This is a genomic window from Streptomyces odontomachi (assembly GCF_024435355.1).
GTDB classification, from domain to species: Bacteria; Actinomycetota; Actinomycetes; order Streptomycetales; family Streptomycetaceae; genus Streptomyces; species Streptomyces odontomachi.
The window spans coordinates 869101-892995 of sequence record NZ_JAMJWG010000001.1; the positions used below are offsets into that span (position 1 = coordinate 869101).

19 protein-coding genes and 2 pseudogenes are annotated in these 23895 nt (G+C 72.0%); 14 read left to right on the top strand and 7 right to left on the bottom strand.

The genetic code is table 11. The features are described from left to right. Positions 1-50: 50 nt before the first annotated feature. Both NQO67_RS03660 and NQO67_RS03665 read right to left on the bottom strand, forming a co-directional pair. On the bottom strand, positions 51-524 hold the full coding sequence (locus NQO67_RS03660) for an NUDIX hydrolase (RefSeq protein WP_255946242.1): 474 nt from the start codon (positions 522-524) through the stop codon (positions 51-53). Positions 525-565: 41 nt separating this feature from the next. Next, positions 566-2107 (bottom strand): ATP-dependent DNA ligase, encoded by a 1542-nt coding sequence (locus NQO67_RS03665; RefSeq protein WP_255946243.1) that lies wholly within the window; start codon positions 2105-2107, stop codon positions 566-568. Positions 2108-2476: 369 nt separating this feature from the next. On the opposite strand from NQO67_RS03665, the gene asnB reads away from it, so the two are divergent. From asnB to NQO67_RS03685, 4 genes are all read left to right on the top strand, one after another. Continuing rightward, entirely contained in the window at positions 2477-4318 is a 1842-nt protein-coding gene (gene asnB, locus NQO67_RS03670; RefSeq protein ID WP_255946244.1) for an asparagine synthase (glutamine-hydrolyzing), read from the top strand. 147 nt (positions 4319-4465) lie between these two features. After that, on the top strand, positions 4466-5233 hold the full coding sequence (locus NQO67_RS03675; RefSeq protein ID WP_255946245.1) for an MgtC/SapB family protein: 768 nt from the start codon (positions 4466-4468) through the stop codon (positions 5231-5233). A 163-nt stretch (positions 5234-5396) separates the two neighbouring features. After that, positions 5397-5840: a MarR family winged helix-turn-helix transcriptional regulator gene (locus NQO67_RS03680; RefSeq protein ID WP_255946246.1), complete on the top strand. Its 444-nt coding sequence runs from the start codon at positions 5397-5399 to the stop codon at positions 5838-5840. Next, positions 5837-7417, top strand: coding sequence for an MFS transporter (locus NQO67_RS03685; protein ID WP_374118891.1), 1581 nt, complete (start codon positions 5837-5839; stop codon positions 7415-7417). The genes NQO67_RS03680 and NQO67_RS03685 overlap by 4 nt, the downstream gene beginning before the upstream one ends. Before the next feature lie 34 nt (positions 7418-7451). Here the strand turns inward: NQO67_RS03685 and NQO67_RS03690 are convergent, their stop codons facing one another. Next, complete coding sequence (locus NQO67_RS03690) at positions 7452-8423, bottom strand: acetylxylan esterase (protein ID WP_255946247.1); 972 nt, start codon at positions 8421-8423, stop codon at positions 7452-7454. 398 nt (positions 8424-8821) lie between these two features. Here NQO67_RS03690 and NQO67_RS03695 point away from each other — a divergent pair. Next, positions 8822-9492: pseudogene (locus NQO67_RS03695) on the top strand (PQQ-dependent sugar dehydrogenase); the annotation flags it as partial. Here NQO67_RS03695 and NQO67_RS03700 read toward each other — a convergent pair. Beyond that, complete coding sequence (locus tag NQO67_RS03700; RefSeq protein WP_255946248.1) at positions 9476-10657, bottom strand: D-alanyl-D-alanine carboxypeptidase family protein; 1182 nt, start codon at positions 10655-10657, stop codon at positions 9476-9478. The pseudogene NQO67_RS03695 and the gene NQO67_RS03700 overlap by 17 nt on opposite strands. 274 nt (positions 10658-10931) lie before the next feature. Here NQO67_RS03700 and NQO67_RS03705 point away from each other — a divergent pair, with 274 nt between their 5' ends. Continuing rightward, complete coding sequence (locus NQO67_RS03705) at positions 10932-11759, top strand: L,D-transpeptidase family protein (RefSeq protein WP_255946249.1); 828 nt, start codon at positions 10932-10934, stop codon at positions 11757-11759. Between the two features lie 77 nt (positions 11760-11836). Here NQO67_RS03705 and glxA read toward each other — a convergent pair whose 3' ends face one another. After that, positions 11837-13768, bottom strand: a complete 1932-nt coding sequence (gene glxA, locus NQO67_RS03710; protein ID WP_255946251.1) for a radical copper oxidase GlxA — start codon at positions 13766-13768, stop codon at positions 11837-11839. Between the two features lie 709 nt (positions 13769-14477). Here glxA and NQO67_RS03715 point away from each other — a divergent pair. The 8 genes and pseudogenes from NQO67_RS03715 to NQO67_RS03750 all read left to right on the top strand — a co-directional run. Next, positions 14478-15014 (top strand): RNA polymerase sigma factor, encoded by a 537-nt coding sequence (locus tag NQO67_RS03715; RefSeq protein ID WP_255946253.1) that lies wholly within the window; start codon positions 14478-14480, stop codon positions 15012-15014. Then, complete coding sequence (locus NQO67_RS03720; protein ID WP_255946255.1) at positions 14998-15819, top strand: DUF4232 domain-containing protein; 822 nt, start codon at positions 14998-15000, stop codon at positions 15817-15819. The genes NQO67_RS03715 and NQO67_RS03720 overlap by 17 nt, the downstream gene beginning before the upstream one ends. 407 nt (positions 15820-16226) lie before the next feature. Beyond that, positions 16227-16685 carry an ATP-binding protein gene (locus NQO67_RS03725; RefSeq protein ID WP_255946257.1) on the top strand — a complete coding sequence of 153 codons (459 nt, stop codon included), beginning with the start codon at positions 16227-16229 and terminating at the stop codon, positions 16683-16685. A gap of 353 nt (positions 16686-17038) precedes the next feature. Then, entirely contained in the window at positions 17039-18877 is a 1839-nt protein-coding gene (locus NQO67_RS03730) for an MFS transporter (protein ID WP_255946259.1), read from the top strand. Continuing rightward, positions 18877-19509, top strand: a complete 633-nt coding sequence (locus tag NQO67_RS03735) for a MarR family winged helix-turn-helix transcriptional regulator (protein WP_255946261.1) — start codon at positions 18877-18879, stop codon at positions 19507-19509. Before NQO67_RS03730 ends, NQO67_RS03735 begins: the two co-directional genes overlap by 1 nt. 98 nt (positions 19510-19607) lie before the next feature. Continuing rightward, complete coding sequence (locus NQO67_RS03740; protein WP_255946263.1) at positions 19608-20351, top strand: dienelactone hydrolase family protein; 744 nt, start codon at positions 19608-19610, stop codon at positions 20349-20351. An 86-nt stretch (positions 20352-20437) separates the two neighbouring features. Further along, positions 20438-20731 (top strand): DUF6295 family protein, encoded by a 294-nt coding sequence (locus NQO67_RS03745; protein ID WP_255946265.1) that lies wholly within the window; start codon positions 20438-20440, stop codon positions 20729-20731. 23 nt (positions 20732-20754) lie between these two features. Then, a pseudogene (locus NQO67_RS03750) lies at positions 20755-20987 on the top strand (haloacid dehalogenase type II); the annotation flags it as partial. 41 nt (positions 20988-21028) lie between these two features. Here the strand turns inward: NQO67_RS03750 and NQO67_RS03755 are convergent. Then, on the bottom strand, positions 21029-22453 hold the full coding sequence (locus tag NQO67_RS03755) for a sugar porter family MFS transporter (RefSeq protein WP_255946267.1): 1425 nt from the start codon (positions 22451-22453) through the stop codon (positions 21029-21031). Positions 22454-22641: 188 nt separating this feature from the next. Next, a complete protein-coding gene (dgoD, locus tag NQO67_RS03760; protein WP_255946269.1) occupies positions 22642-23805 on the bottom strand; it encodes a galactonate dehydratase in 1164 nt (387 codons plus the stop codon). Positions 23806-23895 lie beyond the last annotated feature (90 nt).

Below are 23895 nucleotides of genomic sequence, written 5' to 3' on the forward strand. Positions count from 1 at the left end.
TGCCCGGGGTCGTCGGGCGGTGGACCAAGCGGCGGGAGTGCTGCCCTGGGTCAGGTCGGCAGGTCCGGCGCCCGCTCCGCCAACCGGTCGAGGAAGACGCGCTGGGCCGGGATGATCAACCTGCCTGCCTCGTCCAGATCCAACCACGCCACCCGGTCGAGTTCGGGGAACGTGGCCGTGCGGCCCGAGCCCCGTGGCCATTCCATGGTGAACGTGCCGGTGACCACGGTGTCCGGATCGAGGTCCCCGGCCACCGCCCACGCGGTGACGACCTTGCCGCCGGACTGCCGGACCTCGCCGAGCGGCACCGCCGCACCCTGGGGCGGCGGCACGCCCAGTTCCTCGGTGAACTCGCGGCGTGCCGCGTCGAAGGCCGCCTCGTCAGGCTCGTACTCGCCCTTCGGCAGGGTCCAGGCCCCCGCGTCCCGGCGCGCCCAGAACGGGCCGCCCATGTGACCGAGCAGCACCTCCACGCCGCCCTCGGCGGCCGGCCGGAACAGCAGGAGCCCCGCGCTGCGCTTCACGTCCTCTCCTCCCATCCGCCCGGACGGCACCGGCCCGGGGGTCACCGTCCCGCGTGGGCAGCCAGCACCGTCTCCACCGTGTCCGCCTGCTCGGGAGCCTTGTCCTCCCGGTAGCGCACCACCCGAGCGAACCGCAGGGTGACGCCGGCCGGGTAGCGGGTCGAGCGCTGGAGGCCGTCGTAGGCGATCTCGACGACGAGTTCCGGGCGCACCGTCACGACATGGCCGTCATCGTCGGTCGCGAGGGCACGCAGTCGCTCCGTCTGCCAGGCCAGCATCCGGTCCGTCAGCCCCTTGAAGGTCTTGCCCAGCATGGCGAACGAGCCGTCCGGCCGGCGGGCGCCCAGATGCAGGTTGGACAGCGTGCCGGTGCGCCGGCCGTGTCCCCATTCGGCGGCCAGCACCACCAGGTCGAGGGTGTGCACCGGCTTGACCTTCAGCCAGGAGGCACCGCGTCGCCCGGCGTTGTAGGGCGCGTCGAGCGCCTTGATCACCACACCCTCGTGGCCGCGCGCCAGCGTCTGGGCGAGGAAGTCGTCCGCGGCGCGGCGCGCCGCCTCGTCGGCCCGGCCGGGCACGACGGTGCGCCGTACCCGTTGCGGTGCGGGGATCAGCCGGGCGAGTTCGGCGTGCCGCTCGGACAGCGGCAGGGCGAGCAGGTCGCGCCCGTCGACCAGCAGCGCGTCGAAGAAGACCGGCGCCACCGGGACGGCGGCGGCCGCCGTCGCCACGTCGACGCGGGAGCCGACCCGCCCGGCGATCTCCTGGAACGCCCGTGGCCGGCCGTCCGGGTCCAGGGCCAGCACCTCGCCGTCGAGGATGAAGCTGTCCGCTTCGCAGGCCAGCGCCAGCTCGGTGACCTCGGGCAGCCGGCCGGTGATGTCGTCCAGGGTGCGGGTGTAGACGTGCACCTCGTCCTGGTGACGGTGCACCTGGATGCGGATGCCGTCGAGCTTCTCCTCGACGGCGCAGGGGCCCAGCCGGTCGAGGGCATCGCCGACCGAGGTCGCGCTCTGCGCGAGCATCGGCTGCACCGGGCGGCCCACCGTGAGCCGGAAGTCCGTGAGCGCCTCGGGGCCGTGCGCCAGCAGTGCCTGGGCGACGGCCCGGAGCGAGCCGGCCAGCATGACGGCGCGCCGCACGTCCGGCGCGGGTGCCTCCGTTGCCTGGGCGAGGCCTTCGACGGCGAGCGCGTCCAGGGCGCCCTGGCGCACCTCGCCGGTGAGCAGGCCGACCAGGAACCGCTGCTCGTCGGCGGTGGCGGCGCCCAGCAGGGCCCCGACCAGCTCACGCCGCCTGGTCTGCGAGCCGGTGCCGGAGACGGCGGCGAGACCGGTCAGCGCGGCGTCCACCTCGCGCACCGTGAGGCCGGGCTCCGGTGCGGGCGGCACCGGGTGGCGCAGCACGCTCCAGCCGATCCCCAGGCGGCCCTGCGGCAGGCGTCCGGCGAGGTACGGGATGACGATCGGCGCGTCGTCGGGTTCGGCGTCCCGGAACAACCCGGCCAGCAGGGCGATCTTCCGGGACCGCGCCGAGGTGGCGGCGACCTCCCGGGAGACCTGCGCGAGCCGGGCCAGCAGCATGCCCCCATCGTGCACCTTCAGGTCGGCGCGGCACGACCCGGTGACCGGGGCGGGGCGATCCGGCACCGCCGATGGTGCTTGGCCAAAGCTTTGCCGATGGCTTGATCGTGACGTCCGGTGTCCGGTCGGCCCACCTACATGCCCACGATTGCGGCGAACCGCGCAGAGCACATCCGTCCCTCGGCTCCCGCAAGGCCGAATCGCACCGCTGGCCATCTGCCAGGGCCCGTTCGCCGTTTGACCTTGGTAACCGGTGTGACTCACGCTCGAAACATTAGATGCTAGATACAACCGACTCCGTGGACGCCGTGCGGCCACAGGACTGCGCGGTGCCGGCGCCCGCGGACATCGCAACCGGGAGGAAACGGGATGTGTGGCATCACCGGCTGGGTCTCCTTCGATCGCGACCTGAAGGCCGCCGCCGGCACATTGGATGCAATGACGGAGACCATGGCCTGCCGGGGCCCCGACGATCGGGGCACGTGGATCGACGGTCCCGCCGCGCTCGGACACCGCCGGCTCGCGATCATCGACCTGCCCGGCGGACGTCAGCCCATGAGCATCGAGACGCCCGAGGGACCGCTCGCGCTCGTGTACTCCGGGGAGACGTACAACTTCACCGAGCTGCGCCGCGAACTCACCGGCCGTGGCCATGCGTTCACCACCGACTCGGACACCGAGGTCGTGCTGCGCGGCTACCAGGAATGGGGTGAGGCGTTCGCCGAGCGGCTCAACGGCATGTACGCCTTCGCGATCTGGGACGGCCGCAGCGACAAGCTGGTGATGGTGCGCGACCGGATGGGGATCAAGCCGTTCTACTACTACGAGACCCCCGACGGCGTGCTGTTCGGCTCGGAGCCCAAGGCCATCCTGGCCAACCCGCTGGCGCGCCGCCGGGTCACCACGGACGGCATGCGCGAGCTGTTCACGTTCGTCAAGACGCCGGGGCACGCGGTCTGGGACGGCATGCACGAGGTGGAGCCCGGCACGCTGGTCACCGTGGACCGCAGCGGACTGCGCCGGCACGTCTACTGGGAGCTCACCACCCGTGAACACCCGGACGACAAGGACACCACGATCGCCACCGTGCGGTCCCTGCTGGAGGACATCGTGCGCCGGCAGCTCGTCTCGGACGTGCCCCGCTGCACCCTGCTCTCCGGCGGTCTCGACTCCTCGGTGATGACCGCGCTGGCCGCCCGGATGCTCGGCGAGCAGGGCGAGAAGGTCCGCAGCTTCGCCGTCGACTTCGTCGGTCAGACGGAGAACTTCATCGCCGACGAGCTGCGCCAGACCCCCGACGCGCCCTTCGTGCACGACGTGGCCCGCGAGTCGGCCACCGAGCACCAGGACATCATGCTGGACTCCGGCGCGCTCGCCGATCCCGAGGTGCGCGCCAAGGTGATCGGCGCCCGGGACATGCCGACCGGCCTCGGTGACATGGACGCCTCGCTCTACCTGCTCTTCAAGGCCATACGCGGGCACTCGACGGTGGCCCTGTCGGGCGAGTCGGCGGACGAGGTCTTCGGCGGCTACCTCCAGTTCTTCAACGAGGACGCCCGCAAGGCCGACACCTTCCCGTGGCTGGTGGGCTACGAGAAGCACTTCGGCGAGGACTCCGACGTCGTGCGCCCGGAGCTGTCCGCGTCACTCGATCTGACGGCCTACACCGCCGACAGCTACCGCACCGCCGTCGCCGGCATACAACGGCTGGACGGGGAGAGCGACTTCGAGTACCGCATGCGCATGATCTGCCACCAGCACCTGACCCGGTTCGTGCGGGTGCTGCTGGACCGCAAGGACCGCATGAGCATGGCCGTCGGCCTCGAGGTGCGCGTGCCGTTCTGCGACCACCGGCTCGTGGAGTACGTCTACAACACGCCCTGGTCCCTGAAGTCCTTCGACGGACGGGAGAAGAGCCTGCTGCGCGAGGCCTCGGCCGATCTGCTGCCGCGTTCGGTCTACGACCGCGTCAAGAGCCCCTATCCGTCCACCCAGGACCCCAAGTACGCCGTCGCCCTCCAGGAACAGGCCAAGGAACTGCTGTCCCGGCCGTCCCATCCGGTCTTCGACATCGTCGACGCGGACCGGGTCAAGCGCGCCGCGCACCGCGAGGCGGCGCAGACGAGGATGGCCACCCGGCGCGGCCTGGAGGTCGCCCTCAACCTCGCGCTGTGGATGGACCTGTACAAGCCGGAAGTGGTCCTGGACTGACGGCAGGCGAGGGGCCCGGTGACCGACGGCAGCCGGTGGGCCCGGCCGTCCGCCGCCGGGCCCACCGCCGCATGCGGGTGCCCCGCACCGCCGTGCCCCGTAGGGGTGGTGCGGAGGTGACGCGCCGCGGCCGGGACAATCGGGGTCATGTCCGTCTTCGATACCCACCTGCTCGCGGCGCCGGTCCCCGGCGCCGCCCCGCTGTTCGGCCTGTCGTCGGACCAGGGGCTGCGCCAGTTCGCCGAGTTGGCCCTGGCGCTGTTGCTGTCGTCACTGATCGGCCTGGAACGCGAGGCCCGGCAGAAGAGCGCCGGGCTGCGCACCCACACCCTGGTCGGCGTCGGCAGCGCACTGTTCATGGAAGTCTCCGTACACGGCTTCGGCGCCCTGCTCGGCGTGGACGGAGTCGCCCTCGACCCGTCCCGGGTGGCCGCCCAGATCGTGTCCGGGATCGGCTTCATCGGCGGCGGACTGATCTTCGTCAGACGGGACGCGGTACGCGGGCTGACCACGGCGGCCACCGTCTGGCTCACCTGCGCCATCGGCATGACGTGCGGCGGTGGGCTCGGCCTGCTCGCGATCGCCGCCACCGTGGTGCACTTCCTGATCGTGCGGGGCTTTCCCTGGATGTTCGCCTGGCTGCCCTCCCAGGCCGCTCCCGGCCTGGTCGAGCTGCGGCTGAGCTATCTGCCGCGCAGGGGACTGCTGGGGCGGACGCTCGAGCTGTGCACCGGCCGCGGGTTCCGGGTCGTCGACATCCAGGTCGAGGGCCGTGAAGAGACCGGCGGCCGGCCCGTCGACGTGGTGCTGCACCTGGAGGGCACCGCCCCCGCGTACCAGCTGGCCGCCGAGCTGACCGAGTGGGAGGGGATCAGCGCCGTCGGCGTGGGAAGCGAGTCGGACCACACGGAGTGAGGCGGACCGCACGGAACGCCTCGCCCGAGGGTGCCGAGGGGCACCGGGGGAGGCGTGAGGGCGACCGTGAGCGCCGAGGGCGGAGCGGCCCTGGCGGAGCCCCGGCCCTTAGATCGACAGGCAAACTTGCAAGATTGACTGCCTGCCTCGTACGGTGGAGGCCATGCAGGACATCTCTGACCAGACCACCGCGGAGCAGGTCGCGGCCGATCTCTCGGCCACCGTCGGCCGGCTGTCGCGCCGGTTGCGCACCGCCTCGCGGGAGAGCGGGCTCACCCCGTCTCAGCGTTCCGTGCTGGTCCGGCTCGGCACGGTCGGGCCCGCCACCACCGCCGCCCTGGCCCGCGCCGAGTACGTCCGGCCCCAGTCCATGCGGGTGACCCTCGCCGCCATCGAGGAGCAGGGCTTCGTGGCCCGCACTCCGGACCCCAGCGACGGACGGCAGTCCGTCGTCGCCATCACCGACAGCGGCCGGCGCACCCTGGAGGCGGTCACGGCAGCCAAGCAGGGCTGGCTGACCGCCGCGCTCGCCGACCGGTTCGACGCCGCTGAGCTGCGCACCCTCGCCGAGGCCACCGCCCTCCTGGAGAGGCTGGTGGGTCGGTGACCCGCGACGCGCCACCCCGGACCGGCGGGTCGGCAACGGTGCGCACGCCCGGGAAGGCGCCCCCGCCCGGCGCACGGGGCGCCACCGCTGTCACCGACGACCGGACGCGATCGGCGGACCCCGGCAGCCGGCGGACGCCCGACTCCGGCGGCCCGACCGGCGGCGCCCGCGGCACGCGTGACGGGGACGCCGGGGGCCCCGCCGAACCGCGCAAGGGGTTCGGCGCCCGGCTCACCGCCCCGTTGTTGCTCGGGTCGCTGCTGAACCCGTTGAACACCACGATGATCTCCACCGCCCTGGTGGCGATCGGGCACTCCTTCGGCATCGGCGCCGCCGACACCGCCTGGCTGATCTCCGTGCTCTATCTGGCGAGCGCCGTCGCGCAGCCCGTGCTCGGCAAGCTCGCGGATCTGCTCGGCCCGCGCCGGGTGTTCCTCGCCGGACTCGTGGTGGTGGCCGCCTCCGGCCTGGTCGGCACCCTCGCGCCCACCTTCGCCTGGCTGGTGGTCTCCCGACTGCTGCTCGGCGTCGGCACCTCGGCGGCCTACCCGGCGGCGATGTCGGTGCTGCGCGACGAGTCACGCCGGGTCGGGCGCGCCACCCCGCGGCCGGTACTCGCGCGGCTGTCCTTCGCGGCGCTCGGCAGCGCGGCGGTCGGCCCCACCTTGGGCGGGTTGCTGGTGACCGCGGTCGGCTGGCGCGGCATCTTCGCCGTGAACATACCCATCGCCGCGGTCGCCTTCGCCAGTGCCCTCGTGTGGGTGCCCGCCGACCCGCCCCGTGCGGCCGCGCGCCGTGCGTCGGACGCGTCCGCCAGGACCCCGCGGGCCGGTCTCGACCCGCTCGGCATCGGACTGTTCTCGACCGCGCTGACGATCCTGGTCTTCTTCCTGCTCGGCCTCTCCCACCCGATGTGGTGGCTGCTCGCGCCGTTCGTCCTGCTGGGCGTCGTCCTGGTCGGCTGGCAGCTGCGCTCCGCGCACCCCTTCATCGACGTGCGCATGCTCGCCCGCAACCGCGCCCTCAGCCGCACCTATCTGCGGCACGGCATCAGCTATCTGCTCATCTACTGCGTGCTGTACGGGTACACGCAGTGGCTCGAGGAGGCCCGCGGCTTCTCGTCCGGCCACACCGGGCTGCTCATGCTGCCGATGTCGCTGTCCGCGCTGGCCGGCTCGCTCTTCGGCGCCCACACCAAGGGCATCCGGGCCCCGCTCACCGTCGGTGCGGTGCTGCTCGCCATCGGGTCCGGCGTGCTGGCCACCCTCGGCGGCGCCACGCCGGTCGTCGTGCTGCTGCTCGCCGGCGCCTGCTTCGGACTCCCGCAGGGCCTCATCGGCACCAGCAACCAGGCGGCCGTGCAGCACCACGCCCCGGCACGCGACATCGGCTCGGCGGCCGGCCTCCAGCGCACCGCCCAGTACGTCGGCGCCATCACCGCGTCCAGCCTGATCGCGCTCGCCTACGGGCAGCGGGCGACCGACGCCGGACTGCACCTGATGGCGATGGTGGCCGGGGTGCTCGGCCTGGTGCTGATCGCCCTGACGGTCACCGACCGGGCGCTACGAGGCCGCTGAGCCCCGCCGCCCGGCCGGCGACGCGCGCCTGCCGTCAGCCCCGCAGCCGCGGTGGCAGCCAGCGCAGCTGCACCGCCTCCTGGAACGGGCCGCCGCCCTCGTGCTCGTTGAAGTCGTACACCTCTATCGTCTTGTCGTCGTTGCCGTAGACGTTGAAGGCGGCGAAGACGGTCGACGGCGGGCAGATCTGGTCCTCCAGGGCCGTGGAGAACAGCGCGGGGGCCCGGCCGCGCGCCGCGAAGTGCACCCCGTCGAAGTAGGCGAGGGTCTGGAGGGTCTGGGCCGTGCGGCCCCGGTGCGTCTTGAGGTAGCGGCCGATCTCGCGGTACGGGTCACGGTCGGTGAGCGTCGTCGCACGCGGGAAGTCGCACAGGAACGGCACGTCCGGCGCGATCGCCGTCAGATCCGGCACCAGGCCCCCGACGGCGACCGTGAGGGCACCGCCCTGGCTGGCCCCGGTCACCGCGGTGCGCGCGGCGTCGACCAGCGGATGGGAGCGGGCGGCCTCCACGGCACGTACGGCGTCCGTGATGACCCGGCGGTAGTAGTAGTCGTGCGGGTCCTCGATGCCGCGGGTCATGAAGCCCGGGTGGGAGGGCGGGCTGCCCACCGGGTCGGGGGTGTCGCCCGGGCCCCAGCCGGAGCCCTGGCCGCGGGTGTCCATCACGAAGTGGGCGAAGCCCGCCGACGCCCAGAGCAGGTGCGTGTGCGCAAGCCCGCGTCCGCCGCCGTACCCGACGAGCGTCACCACCACCGGAAGCGGCTCCGTCGTACCCGAGGGAAGCACCAGCCAGCCCTTGACGGGGTGCCCGCCGAAACCCGCGTAGGTCACGTCGTGCACCTCGACCGTGGACAGGTGCGTCTCGACGGGCTCGAAGCGGGCGTCCAGGGCGTGGCTGCGCGCCTCCGTGAGGGTCTTCGTCCAGAAGGCGTCGAAGTCCTCCGGTTCCACGGACGTACTGCGGTAGTCCCGGAGTTGGGCCAGGGGCAGGTCGAACAGAGCCATGCGGTACCGCCTTGATGAGGAGAAAACGGCTGACGGAACGGTACGTCGTCGTGGATCGGGATGGCACGGCCCGGTCGTGCCGGGACGCCGATCACCGCGGCGAGCCGGGTGATATGCCCGGAATGCTGCTCTCCGGCGAGGGATTTTGACACGCCCTTGACAAATGTGGGGGCGGGTTGCGGGCATGCAAAAGATTCAAGCTGTCGCGCAAAAAGTGATTGAGTCACGTTAATAAATTGTTTGCTGTCGTGCTGGTACGGACCCATCCTCACGCTCCCCACCCTTCGTACCGGCCCCGCAGGCGTCCTCCTCCGCGCGGCGGCAGCGAGTGCACAAGAGCAAGCGCGGCCGGCGCGCGCCTTGCCTGACATCCCCACGCACGTCAGGAAGGAAGGCTCATGTCACGACGTCCACACAGCGGGCGGCGGCTGATCACCGCCCTCGCCCTGATCGTCACCGGTGGGGCGGCCGTCGCCTTCCCGGCGCACGGCGCACCCGGCGACATCCCCCCGGGGACTACCAGCAAGTCCAGCTCGCCTACGGTTCCGACGAACTGGGCGAGGCGATGTCGCTCGCGGTGCTGCCGGACCGGTCCGTGCTGCACACCGCCCGGGACGGCACGCTGCGGCTCACCGACGCCGAGGGCAACACCAAGGTCGCCGCCAGGCTGAACGTGTACACCCATGACGAGGAGGGCCTGCAAGGCGTCGCCACCGACCCGGACTTCGCCCACAACCGCTTCGTCTACCTGTACTACTCACCCCGGCTCGACACCCCCGACGGCGACGCCCCCACCGACGGTGGCGCCGCCGACTTTGCGCCCTTCAAGGGCCATGTGAACCTCTCGCGGTTCCACCTGGACGACGACGGCACGCTGGACACGGCGAGCGAGAAGGTGCTCCTCGAAGTCGACAACGACCGCGGGCAGTGCTGCCACGTCGGCGGTGACATCGACTTCGACAGCACGGGCAACCTGCTGCTGAGCACCGGCGACGACACCAACCCGTTCGAGTCGTCCGGCTCCACCGCCGGACGGCTGCCCGACCTGCCCGTCAGGAGGCCGTCCGGCGGCCCGGGCCGCGCCGCAGCGCCAGGTAGGCCCAGCCCGCCATCAGCAGGGCTGCCGCCCCGGCCGAGATCAGGGTGCCGGTGCTGAACAGCGGCTTCGCCCTGGCGACGGGGGCCGGCAGGGGCGCAGCGGCCCGTGCCGGCTCCGCCTTCTTGCTCGGCAGCGCCGGCAGCGAGCCCACCGGCCGCACCTGCCCCGAGGCCTTGAACCCCCAGTTCAGCAGGGAACGCGCCTCGGCGTAGACGGAACCCTGGCCGGCCTCGGGGTGCATCACCGTCACCAGGATGGTCCGTCCGCCGCGGCGTGCGGCGGCCACGAGGGTGTTTCCCGCGTTGGTGGTGTAACCGTTCTTGACGCCGATCAGCCCGGTGTAGCGGTCCACGCCGTCGGCGCCGGTCAGCAACCGGTTGGTGTTCTGGATGGCGAACGAGCCGTGCTCGTCGGGAAACTTGGCGAAGTCGGTCGCGCAGTAGCGCGCGAACTGCTCGTCGGCGAGCCCCGCCCGGCCGAACACCGCGAGGTCGTAGGCGGAGGAGACCTGCCCCGGCTCGTCATAGCCGTCCGGGGTCACCACCCGGGTGTCACGCGCCCCGAGCCGTGTGGCCGTCGCCTGCATCTGCCGCACCGTCGACCGCTCCCCGCCGATCATGGCGGCCAGTACGTGCACGGCGTCGTTGCCGGACCGCAGGAAGACACCGCGCCACAGGTCGTCGACGCGGTAGCGGTAGCCGGGTACCACCCCGACCAGGCTGCTTCCCTCGCCGACGCCGGCCAGATCGCGGTCGGTGACCTTGTGCCGGGTGCCCGGGGTGAGCTGGGGCAGCGCGGTGAGCGCGAAGAGCGTCTTCAGGGTGCTCGCCGGAGGAAGTCTGCGGTGCGCGTTGAGCGAGGCCAGCACCTCGCCGGTGCGCGCGTCGGCGACCAGCCACGACCTCGACGACAGGTCGACCGGCAGGGCCGGCGCTCCGGACATCCGTCGCACCTGCTCGCCCGCCCTGTCCAGCAGCGAGTGCGGGGGCGCCGGCCGCGGCTTGGGAGGCTGGGGCTCCGCCACGACGGCGGGGGACGGGGCCGCCGCCGCGGCACCGGGCAGCAGCAGGACGGCGCCGGCGGCGAGCGCCGCGGCACGGGTGCTCCGCAGGCACCGAAGTGATCTGATCGCCATTCAGCCACCGTAAGAACGCGGGGCCGACCTCGCAGACCGGCATGGGCCACCCGGAGGAAGGCCGACCGGGGGACACGGGCCCGTCCGGGTGAGCGCGACGGCCCGGCGGGCGTCGCGGTGACCGGCGCGGCGGGGCGTGTCCGCGTGCCCGGGTCACGGGCCACTGCTCCGAATGACGTTGCCCAGGGGGCCATTCGCCGCGCCGCAGACCACCTTCCGCGCGAATTCGTCACGAACGGGGAACCCCGTACGGGGCCACCCTGTTGTGCCTGGCGTGAGAGTTGCCATCCGTCCCCACCGGCTCCCGCTCTTGGTGCTCCTGCCGCGTTGCGCGCCGCTCGCCGCCGCCGTGACCGCCGCCCTGACCGTCGCCCTCTCCGGATGCGCCGGGTCACCAGGTCCGGCCGAGTTCGGCGATGCTCCCGGGGCCTCGCGCACGCACGGCTCCACCGCCCCGTCCCCGGCCCAGGGACCTCAGCGACCCAGGCACCACACCTCCCGCTTCCTGGCCCTGCCGCGCCGCCCACCCGGACTCGGCACCCGCACCCTGGCCCTGATCCCCCGCGAAGCGCAGCAGGTCCTCGTGGTCACCGGTTCCGGCCGGAACACCTCGTCGGCCCGTGCGGTCCTGCAAACCCGCACGGCGGACGGCTGGCGCCCCGGCCCCATCTGGCCGGCCCGCAACGCCCGCGACGGCTGGACCACCCGCCACTTCGCCGACGACCTGCGTACCCCCATCGGGGTCTTCGGCCTCACCGACGCCGGCGGCCGGCGCGCCAACCCGGGCACCCGGCTGCCCTACGACCGCTCGGAGGACTTCACGGCCGCCGGCACCGGGTTCAACGGCGAATCCCTGGCCGGCTCCTTCGACTACGTGATCGCCATCGACTACAACCGCGAGCCGGGCACCTCACCCCTCGACTGGAGCAGGCCACTCGGCGAGGACCGGGGCGGCGGCATCTGGCTGCACGTGGATCACGACGGCCCCACGCACGGCTGTATCGCCCTGAGCGAGGAGCACATGACGGAACTCATGCGCCTGTTGGACCCGGACAAGCACCCCGTCATCGTGATGGGTCCGGAAACCTCGCTGGCACGCTGACGCACGGTCGCATCTTCGGGCTCGGCTCCAGGACGACGTGGGAGCCCGCTCTCCTGGTCCGCTGGTCCACTAGTTCACTAGTCCACGTGCAGCCACACGGCCTTGGACGGCGTGCCCTTCTTGTCGCTGGCGAAGACCATGTACCACCCGGACGGCACCAGCGAGCGGTCCACGGGGATCCGTACCGTGACCGAGTCGGGGCCGCGTCGCATGTCGAGCCCGATGGAGCGCTGGTCGAAGTCGGTGACATGGGTGGCCGAACCAGGCCGCATCAGCCGCATCCGGGTGATCCGTGCGGCATCCGCACTGCGGAACGTGACCTGGTCCCCGTGCGCCACCATCCGGGGCCCCCGGAGGGCCAGCGCGGCGCGGTGGCCGTGGTACAGGTACGGCGGCGAGTACACCTCCACCCGCTGCTCGAACCGGCCGGGCCGGGTGTTCGCCCGATCGGAGAAGAGCGGGTCGGAGCCGAAGACGGCGACCCGGCCGTCCGGCAGCAGCAGCGCCTCGCTGTGGTAGTTGCGGCCCACGGTGGGCGCGGCGGCCGGCACGAAGGCGTTCCTGGCGGGGTCGTAGAACTGCGCCCGCAGCACGTTGCTGGCACCCCGCCCCCGGTAGTCCCGGCTGCCACCGGTCGTGAAGACGGTGTCGTCGGGCATGACCACGCTGTTCAGGTACCGGGTCGGTACCGGCAGTTCGGGGCCCGGTGTGAAGGTCGGACGGTCGGACGCCAGGTCGACGATCGCGGTACGGGCCGTGGACCTGGTCGACTCGCCGACCCCGCCGCCGCCGAGCACCATGACCCTGCCGCGCTGTGCCGGCGGCAGCAGCACCGACGATGAGGTCTCCAGGACGCCCGGGTCGGGCAGACCCTTGATCGGCGTGAACGTGTTGGTGCCCAGATGCCACACGCCGGGCTTGCGGCCGCGGTCCGCCGGCCCGTAACCGGCGTTGGAGCCGGAGTAGAAGACCGTGCCGTGGCCCGTCAGGAAGAACGACGGGTAGGTGGGGAAGTAGCGCGTCGGCCCCGTCGACCACGTCTTCGTCCGCGGGTCGTAGATCTCGTTCTTGCCGGGCACCACCTGGCCGATGTCGTCCAGGCCCGAGACCGCCAGCACCCGCCCGTCCGACAGCGAGGTCAGGGTCGGATACCAGCGCGCCTCGCTCATCGGCGCCACCTGCGTGTACTTCTCCGTGACCGGGTCGAACTCGTAGGCGTTCCGGATGCCCTGGAAGTCCTTCTTGTCGAGACCGAGCCTGGTGGCGATGCCGTAGAAGTTCCGCTCCTCGTCGCCCTTGAGGCCCTTGACCCTGTACTGCTCGGTGGTGTTCGTGATGCCCCGCCGGCCGTTCACGGAGGCCTCCACGTAGACCCGTGCCTCGCTGGCGGTGACCTTGACCAGGCCCGCGCGGCCGGTCGTCGTCTTCTTCGCGGGCGGCACCCGGACGGCCACGTCGGAGCGGTACTCCACGCCCGACGGGGAACGGAAGACAGTGCCCTTGGGGAAGACCCGGGCGTGATCGGGATCCTCGTTCTTGACCAGCATCGCACCGCCGGCCCGTTTGACGTCGCCCTTGAGCACCTCGTAGCTGCCGGTGCCACCCGCGATGAGGATCTTGCCGTCCGGCAGCTGGGCGTGCCCGGCGCAGAACAGGTCGTCCGGCGTGTCGATCTTCTTGAAGGTGTTCTTCACCGGGTCCCACAGCGTGCTGCGGAACGTGCCGCCGTGAAAGTGCTTCACGTCGTTGCCCGAACCGGCGATCAGCAGCACCTTGCCGGTGTGCAGCATGATCGCGTGGATCGCGTTGAGCTGGAACCTCCGCGGCGCCGGCGCCGGCGCCCAATGGCCCTGCTGCGCCTTGTAGGCGGGACGGTTGACGGCGTACCGGTGGTACTCGTGGCGGGCGAAACCGACCACCGCCGGGGCGTTCAGACCGACCAGCAGCAGGACGACACCGGCGCCCAGCCAGGTCCTACGGGCCTTGCGACGGGCGCGGCGAGGGGTCATCGGCTGCCTTTCGGGTCACGACGGGCGCGGATGTACCGACGACTACCGCACCTGCCCGGACAGCCGGTGGCGACACTCTGACGGACCGGCGGCAATAGCCCGAACCGGCCAACGGCGCCGTGCCCCGAAGACACCCGCGGGCCGGGGGAGGGACGCCCCCCGAAAAGACGGCCGGCCGCACCCAAGTCCCACGCTGGGTGCGGCCGGCCGACGACAGTGACCGTTCGATGACCAGTCGAAGTCGATCACTCTGTCACCCCTGCGGAGGTGCGTCTGCCCCCGCTTCCGCCGCCTACACACGGCAGCCGCGGGGGAACCGCAGAGAAGCCGTGGAGAAGCGTGGAGTACCGGGCACGGCAGACCACCCCACGGCGCCCGCGTCGGCCCGTCCGGGTGCGACATTCTCGCCGTTTTCAGGACGGTCGGTGGTTTATGGAGGGAATCAGGAACTCGGCGAAGCAGCCGTGGAACTTGGCCATTCCTTTACAACCGCTCGGCACCTGACGGGCTCTCAAAGATGTGACGTCCCCAGCGGATGTGCTCCCCGCCCGGCCCCACCGGCTGTCCGGGCACCGGCACCCCGCAGGGACACCTCGAAATGATTCCGACCGGACACCACCGCACCACCCGCACCAGGCCCACCGCGACAGGCCCCAGACAGGACCCCACTCCTTCGGACACCTGAAACGGCAGGAAGAGGATGGACGCCGTGCACGACGCAGTGCAGCGGCCGGCACCGGCAGGTGCACGGACCGCGGAGAGCAGGCGGGAAGCCGCTGCCGCTGCCCTGTTCGCCTCTGCCTACCCCAGACTGGCCGGCTGGTGCCGGGGCCTGGTGCACTCCGACGACATGGCCCACGACATCGCGGCCGAAGCCTTCACCCGGCTCTGGTCCCGCTGGACCAGCGTCGCCGCCCCGGTGCCCTACCTGTACTCCGTTGCCTCGAACCTGATCAAGCAGCAGTGGCGGCGCGCCGACCGGGAACGCCAGGCCCTGGGCCGCATGACCGCCGAAGCCGTCGAGCCTGCGCCGCCTGCCGACCGGGGCACCGCGATCAAGGAACTGGTCCAGGCCCTTCCGGAGCGGCAGCGCGTTCCCGTGCTGCTGCACTACTACGCCGATCTGAGCATCGACGAGATCGCGAAGGCGCTCCACCGCCGCCCCGGAACGATCAAAAGCGACCTCTACACCGCACGTCAGGCACTCAAAGCCGAACTGCGAGGACACCATGACATCACGACCTGACCGTGAGCGGCGCCCCAGCGGCGACCACGACCCGTCCGACGTCCCCGACGCGCTCCGGCGGTCGGTGACACCGCTCTCGCCACCGCCCGGCGCCTACCAGGACATCAGGAGCCGCGCCCGCACCCGGCGCAGGGGCCGCTTCCTGTGGACCGGCGTCGCCGTGGCCTGCTGCGCCGCCGCCGGCGTCGTGGTGGTGAACGCCACCAGCGACCACACCTCCCCGCCCAGCGTCGCCGTCGGAGCATCCGACGACGCCTCGGCGCAGGGCCGGTCGGCGACGGGGAGCACCACCCCCTCCGGCAAGGACTCGTCCGCCGCCGGCGGCGGCGCCACCGCGTCGAGCCCCGGCACCACCGGCCACCCCAAGAGCGCCGATGCCGGTCCCGCCACCTGCGAGACCGCCGACCTGAAGGTCGCCCTCGGCGCGGGCGAGGGCGCGGCCGGATCCCAGTACCGGCCCCTGCGGATCACCAACACCGGCGACGCGGCCTGCTCGCTCTACGGCTTCCCCGGCGTCTCCATGGTCGACGCCGCCGGCAAGCAGGTGGGCAAGCCCGCCGACCGGTCCGGCAGCCAGGCCAGTGGCCGCGTCGTGATGAAGCCGGGACAGCGCGCGCAGGTCACCCTGCGCATCGTCAACGCCGCCAACTACGGCGGTGACCAGTGCCACCTCACCGATGTCGCCGGGATCCGCGTCTACCCGCCGGGTGAACGGCACTCCGTCATCGTGCACGTGTCGGGTCTCCAGGGCTGCACCAGCACGACCGCACAGACCCTGACCGTCACCTCGTACGGCGTGCACTGACCCGTCACGGCCCCTCAGGGGTCTTACGGGCCTGCGCTGACCTGGGGTGATGCCTGGGTTGACCACGAGACCCCGCAGCGACACCCGGAACCCCGAACGACACCCCGAACAGGTGCGCGTGGGACGCCGCCCGGGGCGTATGGCGGTCCCCGGGTGGCGCCACGGGGTCCCTCGTGTTGCGCAGCCGAGGGGCCGCAGCGACCCTGGAAAGTAACCCAATGTTCATCAGCGCTCACTCTTCGCGCTCAGGGCTCTCCCTCGCTGCCTTCAGGACGTGGGTGGGGGCACTTCCCGCGGCTGTTCGGGGCAGTGCGGTGGGGTGCACCTCGTACGCCCGTTCCGGGCGGTGGGGGAGTCCCGGGTGGGAGGGGGCGGCGAGTCGGGCCCTGCCGCGAAGGAGCACGCCCATGACCGCTCCCGTCAACCGCTACTACGTCCTGGAAGTGCAGGCATCCGGCGAACGCGCCGCGCACATCCGCCACATCCTCACCGCCCACCTGCGCTACTGGGGGCTCGAAGAACACATCAAGCCGGTCTGCCGCGCGGCACACGAACTCTTCCGGAACGTGGCCGAACACGCCGGCGACAACAAGGCCTGCATCGTCGAACTCCGCTGGAACGGCCGCTTCCTGACCACGGCGATCTCCGACCGGGCCGCCTCCCTGCCCCGGCCGCTCGGCCCGGCGCGCGGGGGCCTCGCCACCGTCGCGGCGCTGAGCGACACCTGGGGCGCCTGCCCCACGCCCGAGGGAAAGATCGTCTGGTTCACCAGGCGGGCCACCTGTGACCACACCCTGCCGCTGGCCGGCCGGCCGGCGCCGACGCGGTCGACGGCGAAGCGGACACCGGACGGCGTGCCGTCCTGATCGGACGCGCCCCCCCCGCCGGACAGCCACCCGGCGGGCGATCCTCGGCCCTCGCCGGTTTGGGCACACCCACCCGGTGGCAGCCGACAGCCCCCGCAGAAACGGGCGCCGACGCCCCACCCCCGGCGTCGGCAGCCTTCCTCCCACCCCTGCGCGCCGGCGTCCTGGAGCCCCTTGTTTCGCCGACGGGGAGCAGGGGACTAAATTGGTTGACGTCAAGCAAGTAATTTGCCCGCGCCGAGCCGATCGAGCGCCCGCGAGTCTCGTCCGCACCGCCCGGACGGGACCCGGACGGGCGGGGGACGCCGGTCCAGGCCCGGGCCCGAGGCGTCCACCGGGTGGGAGTGGTTCGTGTGAGAGATGCCGTTGAGGTGACCGCGTCGGGGCCGGCCCGTCCCGAGGTGGGGCCCCGGTACAAGTGGGTCGCGCTGTCCAACACCACCCTCGGCGTGCTGATCGCCACGATCAACCAGTCGATCCTGCTGATCGCCCTTCCGGACATCTTCCGGGGCATAGGCGTCGACCCGCTGGAGCCGGGCAACACGGGCCTGCTGCTCTGGCTGATCATGAGCTACATGGTGGTCACGGCCGTCCTGGTGGTCAGCTTCGGCAAGCTGGGCGACATGTACGGCAGGACCCGGATGTACAACCTGGGCTTCGCCGTCTTCACGGTGTTCTCCGTGCTGCTCTCCGTGACCTGGATGAAGGGCACGGACGGTGCCCTCTGGCTGATCGCCATGCGGGTGCTCCAAGGTGTCGGCGGCGCCATGCTGATGGCCAACTCCAACGCGATCCTGACCGACGCGTTCCCGGCCCGCCAGCGCGGCCTCGCCCTCGGTCTCAACCAGGTCGCCGGCATCGCCGGATCCTTCGTCGGCCTGGTCATCGGCGGTCTGCTGGGGCCCGTCGACTGGCGTCTGGTCTTCCTGGTGTCCGTGCCGTTCGGCGTCTTCGGCACCGTCTGGGCGTACCTACGCCTGCGGGACACCGGCGTGCGCACCCCGGCCCGGCCCGACTGGTGGGGCAACATCACCTTCGCGCTCGGCCTGGTCTCCCTGCTCACCGGCATCACCTACGGCATCCAGCCGTACGGCTCGCACAGCATGGGCTGGACCAACCCCTCCGTCATCGCCGAGTTGGCCGGCGGAGTCGTCGTCCTGGTGATCTTCTGCGTGATCGAGACGAAGGTCGCCTCGCCCATGTTCCACCTGAGCCTGTTCCGCATCCGTGCCTTCACGGCGGGCAACCTCGCCGGGCTCCTCGCCTCGCTGGGCCGCGGCGGACTGATGTTCATCCTGATCATCTGGTTGCAGGGCATCTGGCTGCCCCGGCACGGCTACAGCTTCGCCCAGACCCCGCTGTGGGCGGGCATCTACATGCTGCCGCTGACGGTCGGCTTCCTGGTCGCAGGCCCGGTGTCCGGCTGGGCCTCCGACCGGTTCGGGGCGCGGACCTTCGCCACCGGCGGCATGGTGCTGGCGGCCGCCACCTTCGTGGCCCTGCAAGCGCTGCCGGTCGACTTCAGCTATCCGTGGTTCGCGCTGATCCTGCTGCTCAACGGCATCGGCATGGGCCTGTTCGCGTCGCCGAACCGTGCCGCCATCATGAACAGCCTGCCGCCGGACCAGCGCGGCGTCGGGGCAGGCATCAGCACCACCTTCCAGAACGCGGCCATGGTGCTGTCCATCGGCATCTTCTTCTCGCTGATGATCGCAGGACTCGCCGGCTCGCTGCCGCACGCCCTGACCAGCGGCCTGACCGCGCAGGGCGTCCACCACGCCGACGCCGAGAAGATCGCGGCCCTGCCGCCGGTGGGCGTGCTGTTCGCCTCCCTGCTCGGCTACAACCCGATCAAGACCCTGCTCGGGCCGCATGTGCTGAGCCAGCTGCCGCAGGGACACGCCGGATACCTGACCGGCCGGGAGTTCTTCCCGCAGCTCATCTCGGGCCCGTTCGCCGACGGCCTGTCGGTGGCCTTCGACTTCGCCATCGCCGCCTGCCTGATCGCCGGCCTCGCCTCGCTGCTGCGCGGCGGCCAGTACTACCACGACGACCAGCGGGGTCGGGCCGGTCGTACGGAGGCCGAGGACGGCACGCCGGCCGCGGCGCCGGACACCGCCGAGCCGTCCCCGGCGCCGGGCGGCCCCGCGCCGAAGCACTCGCCGGCGGCCGGCGGCCCGGGGGCGCCCTGATGCCGCACACGCCCGACGGCCCGCACGGCGACGGCCGCCCGCACCACCCCGACGACCGGGAGGACGCGGACGGCCCGGGACCGGCCGACAGCCGGGACGGTTCGGCCGGCCCGGACCGTGCCCGCGCCGCGGACACCGCGCACGCCGCGGGTGGCTCGGACAGCCCCGACTCCGCCGAACTGGCCAACCGGCTCCGGGCCGCGATCCAGCATCTGCTGCCGCTGCTGCGCGGCCAGAGCGTGCGCGGTGACATCACCCCGAGCCGGATGGCCGCCCTCGCCGAGCTGGCCGAAGCCGGGCCGATGCGCATCAGCGAACTGGCCGAACGGGTCGGGATCACCCTGTCCACCACCTCCCGGATGGCCGACCTGCTGGACGGACTCGGCTGGATCGAGCGCCGGCCCGACCCCGCCGACCTGCGGGCCACCCTGATCAGCGTGAGCGAGGCCGGCCGCGCCGTGCTGATCTCCGTACGCAAGGAGCACGCCGACCGGCTCGCGGCCCGGATCGACCGGCTCCCCGACGACCTGGTCCGCGAACTGCACCACGCGCTGCCCGCCCTGGAGGCCCTCGCCGAACGGACCACGCGACGCCACGAAGCGCAGCCACCCGGCAGCGTCGGACGCCGGTAAGCAGCGCCGCCGTACCGGGCCGCCACCCACCCGGTTCGGCCGGCACCCCACCGACCAGGGCAAACGCACCACCGATCAGAAAGAAACAGAGGACACTCATGTACGACGCAGTACTGTCCGAGACCATCACGATCACCGGGCACGGTGGCGACCGGATCGAGGCGTACTCCGCGCGCCCGCTCACCCCGGGACCGTTCGGCTCGGTCGTGGTGATCCACCACATGCCCGGCTACGACGCCCCCACCAAGGAGATCGTCCGCCGGTTCGCAGCGGAGGGCTACGCCGCGGTCTGCCCCAACCTCTACAGCCGTGAGGCCCCCGGTGCGGAGCCCGACGACGCGGCCGCCGCGGCCCGCGCCCAGGGCGGTGTCCCCGATGAGCGGCTGGTCGGCGATGTCGCGGGCGCCGCCGCCCACCTGCGTGGCCTGCCCTCCTCCAACCAGCGTGTCGGCACCATCGGCTACTGCTCCGGCGGTCGCCAGTCCTTCCTCGCCGCGTGCAGCCTCGACCTCCAGGCAGCGGTCGACTGCTACGGGGCGTTCGTCACCGGCCGCCCGCCGGAGGGCTTCCCCCTCCAGGTCGAGCCGCTGGACCACCTGACCGGTGAGCTGTCCTGCCCGCTCCTCGGGCTGTTCGGCGCCGAGGACCAGCACCCCTCGCCCGCGGAGAACGCGGCGCTCGAGGAGGAGCTGAAGAAGCACGGCAAGGACTACGAGTTCCACACCTACGAGGGGGCGGGGCACGCCTTCTTCGCCGTCGACCGGCCCAGCTACCGCCCGCAGGCAGCGGTGGACGCCTGGGGCAAGGTGCTGGACTTCTTCGGCCGCCACCTCCAGGGCTGACCACCGGCCGTCACAGAGCCCCCGACACATCCCCGTACATCTCTCCGGTGGCCCTCCCACCGGCACACGGAAGGCGTCAGCAAGCCATGTGCACCTACCTCACCGAGAAGATCGCCATCCAGGGCAGCGGCAAGGGCGCGCGCGGGTACTTCTCGCTCAGCGAGGCCATGGTCTACATCGACCACCCCCAGCACGCTCCCTATGAGCACACGGTGAACATCGACTTCCTCAACCCCGCCCAGGGCCCGTCCGCCCGGGTGGCGGTCGAGCTCACCGAGGAGGCCGCGCTCGCGCTGATCGACGCCGTGCGCACCGCCCTCGACGCGGCACCCCCCGGGCTTGCCTCGGCCGGGAACGCGGGCGCCGAAAACGCGGCGTAGCCGCCGGGCGCCCTGTTCCGTGGGAAGCCGCACGGGTCGTCGCCGCGGCCGTCGGAGTCGACGACCCGACCGCCGTGGCGACGCTTTCGCTTTCGGGGCGCCGGCTTCCGACGTGGCCCGACACCGTGGCAGGGCTGGCCCGTCGCCGAACGGTTCCTGCTCATCGGGCTCTCCAACGCGAGCCGGACGGCCCCTGCTCGGCCTCAACGCGCACGCCGGGCTGCGCTGGCACCAGGCCCTGTCCGCCGAAGACGCCGCACGCGCCGAGCGAAGCGCGGCCGGTGCGCGGCCGGTGTCTCAGCCTCGGCCGTCCGCCTCGGCGGCCCCCGCACCGGTGTGCAGGACCTGGTGCTCGATCGTCTCCAGGGACTTGCGGGACAGCTCGCTCAGCAGCTTCGCGGCGAACACGTAGGCGACCACGCCCATGACGGCGAACAGGAAGAAGATCAGCGAGGCACCGGCAGCCAGCATGATCGGGAAGAGCAGGGTGACCAGGAAGATGGCCACCTGCGCCCACAGCGCGGAGAAGCTGACCCCCGCACCGCGCAGATGGAGCGGGAAGATCTCGGGCAGCGTCACGTAGAGCAGCGGGCCCCAGCTCAGCGAGTAGGCGAACTTGAAGACCGCCAGCGCCAGGACGGACACACCCTTGCCGAAGGCCTGCGACTGGAACGAGAAGAGGAAGACCAGACCCAGTGCCGCCATGGCCGTCGCCATCAGCGCGGCGCCGAGCAGCAGCAGGCGCCGCCTGCCGACCCGGTCCACGACCCTGGCCTCGATGGCGGTGGCGATGACGGACAGCAGCCCGAGGCCGACGCTGTTCATGATGGCCGCCGACTGGCCGAACCCGACGCTCTGAAGGATCTTCGGCGCGTAGTAGACGATCGTGTTGATGCCGATGAGCTGTTGCAGGGCCGCCATCGCACAGCCGATCAGCAGGACCCGGCGCAGCGACCGGTTCCGGAAGAGTTCGACGAGACGGCCACCGCGCTGCCGGGAACCGGAGTCGCCGCGCAGCTGGGCGACGACCTCGTCCTCCTCGCCCGGGGCACAGATCCGCAGCACGGCCCGCGCCTCGTCCTCGCGGCCCTGGCGCAGCAGCCACCGCGGGCTCTCCGGCTGGAAGAGCATGCCGATCACGACGAGCGCCGCCAGCACCGCGCCGATCCCGATGATGACCCGCCATGCCTCCCAGTCGGCGAGCACGTAGTCGACCACGAACGCCAGGAGCGTGCCGGTCGCCAGCATCAGCTGATGCAGCGACGTCACCGCGCCACGACGCTGGGTGGGCGCGAGTTCGGCGAGGTAGGCCGGTACCACCGCCGTGATGCCGGCCAGGCCGAGGCCCATGAGGACACGGAAGACGATCAGCGGGGTGCCGCTGTCCGACCAGGCCATGCCGAGCGCCGCCAGGCCGAGTACGACGGCGGCGGCCATCAGCGTGGGGCGGCGCCCGAAGCGGTCGCTGATCCTGCCCACGACGAGCATGCCGCCGACGGTCCCGGCGGTGACGATGCTGACGAAGAGGCCGACCATGCCGTCCGACAGGTGCAGATCGTGCTGGATGAACAGGATCGCGCCCGCCATCATGCCGAGGTCGTACCCGTACAGCAGGGCGGCCAGGGCGATACAGACGAACATCACCGCGCGGCGGACCCGTCGGGGGTGCGGCGCGGCGCTCGACCGGTTCCGGTCGTGCTCAGTGGCGGAGTTCAACGACATGTGTGCTTCCGTTCATCGGCGCGCTGGGGTGCAGGAGGGACATGCGCCCGTGGGCGGCGGCCATGGGTACCGGCAGGGCGGGGCGAGTAGGCGGCGTCGCCAGACCGTCGAAGGGGGTGACCCCCATCGGCCGGACGCCAGACCCTACGGAGCTTCTACATTCTGCATGTAGAATGTCAATACCCTGATCACCACTCGGTGGGTCGCCCGTCGGGCAGCCGCCAGTCGGGATCGGCCGGCAGGTCCTCCGTCCGGCGGCGCAGCACCTCCGGCAGGGACACGTCGATGCCGAGTCCGGGGCCGGTGGGCACCGCAAGATGACCGTCCGCCGGCGTCAGGGGCGCCGGATCGGCGAGGTAGTCGGTCATCTCGGCCGTCGCGCCGGCGCGTGCGCTGTTGTAGTGGATGCCCAACGACTGCTCGTGCAGCGGAATGTTGACGGCGCACGACGCGACCTGGAGCGAAGCGGCCAGGCTGACCGGGCCGTTGGGGTTGTGCGGGACCACGGCGACGTCGAAGCACTCGGCCATCCGGCAGATCTTCTCCAGCTCGAACAGGCCGGTCAGCGAGACGTCCGGTTGCAGCACGTCGACGACGCCCTCGGTGAGCAGGGTGCGGAACTCCCACCGTGAGGTGAGGCGCTCCCCGGTGGCGATCCGGGTCGAAAGACCGCCCCGGCAGATGTCGCGGAGCAACTCGTCATGGCCCGGGGCGACCGGCTCCTCGACCCACAGCAGCCGGTACTGCTCCAGCTCGCGCAGCAGCGGACGGACCATCGGGCGGGCCACCCGGCCGTGGAAGTCGAGCGCCACCTCCAGATCCGTGCCGAAGGCGTCCCGCAGGGCCGCGACCCTGGCCACCACGGAGTCCACCGCCCCAGCGGTCTCGATCAGGTCGAACTCGGCGGTGGCGTTCATCTTGACCACCGTGAAGCCCTGCGCCAGACGCGCCTTGGCGCCGGCCACGACGTCGTCCGGGCGGTCGCCCGCGATCCAGGCGTAGGTCTTGACGCGGTCACGGACCCGGCCGCCCAGCATCTCGTGCACGGGCACGCCGAGCGCCCTGGCCTTGCGGTCCCACAGCGCCTGCTCGATCGCCGCGGTCGCGGTCGCGAGGACCGGCCCGCCACGGAAGAAGCCGTCCTTGCGGCACCGCTGGACGGCCTCCTCGATGCGGTCGGCGTCGGCGCCGGTCAGCGCGCGCGTCAGGTCGTCGATCGCCCCGCGCACCGCGGCCCGCCGCTTGGGGACGATCGCCTCTCCCCAGCCCTCGGCGCCGTCGTCGGTGCGCAGCCGGACCAGGATCCAGCGCGGTGCCACGCAGTAGGTCTCTATGTCGGCGATGGCGGGCATCGCGTCTCCTCGCTGTCGGTGGGTGCGGGTGGGTTTTGGCGTCCCGCATGTTACATGTAATATTCATGGCAAGATAGATCAAGGAAAGGC

Coding starts and splice junctions, on each gene's coding strand:
- NQO67_RS03665 (WP_255946243.1), bottom strand. CDS start 2,107: ATGCTGCTGGCCCGGCTCGCGCAGGTCTCCCGGGAGGTCGCCGCCACC.
- asnB (WP_255946244.1), top strand. CDS start 2,477: ATGTGTGGCATCACCGGCTGGGTCTCCTTCGATCGCGACCTGAAGGCC.
- NQO67_RS03675 (WP_255946245.1), top strand. CDS start 4,466: ATGTCCGTCTTCGATACCCACCTGCTCGCGGCGCCGGTCCCCGGCGCC.
- NQO67_RS03680 (WP_255946246.1), top strand. CDS start 5,397: ATGCAGGACATCTCTGACCAGACCACCGCGGAGCAGGTCGCGGCCGAT.
- NQO67_RS03690 (WP_255946247.1), bottom strand. CDS start 8,423: ATGGCTCTGTTCGACCTGCCCCTGGCCCAACTCCGGGACTACCGCAGT.
- NQO67_RS03700 (WP_255946248.1), bottom strand. CDS start 10,657: ATGGCGATCAGATCACTTCGGTGCCTGCGGAGCACCCGTGCCGCGGCG.
- glxA (WP_255946251.1), bottom strand. CDS start 13,768: ATGACCCCTCGCCGCGCCCGTCGCAAGGCCCGTAGGACCTGGCTGGGC.
- NQO67_RS03720 (WP_255946255.1), top strand. CDS start 14,998: ATGACATCACGACCTGACCGTGAGCGGCGCCCCAGCGGCGACCACGAC.
- NQO67_RS03725 (WP_255946257.1), top strand. CDS start 16,227: ATGACCGCTCCCGTCAACCGCTACTACGTCCTGGAAGTGCAGGCATCC.
- NQO67_RS03735 (WP_255946261.1), top strand. CDS start 18,877: ATGCCGCACACGCCCGACGGCCCGCACGGCGACGGCCGCCCGCACCAC.
- NQO67_RS03740 (WP_255946263.1), top strand. CDS start 19,608: ATGTACGACGCAGTACTGTCCGAGACCATCACGATCACCGGGCACGGT.
- NQO67_RS03745 (WP_255946265.1), top strand. CDS start 20,438: ATGTGCACCTACCTCACCGAGAAGATCGCCATCCAGGGCAGCGGCAAG.
- NQO67_RS03755 (WP_255946267.1), bottom strand. CDS start 22,453: ATGTCGTTGAACTCCGCCACTGAGCACGACCGGAACCGGTCGAGCGCC.
- dgoD (WP_255946269.1), bottom strand. CDS start 23,805: ATGCCCGCCATCGCCGACATAGAGACCTACTGCGTGGCACCGCGCTGG.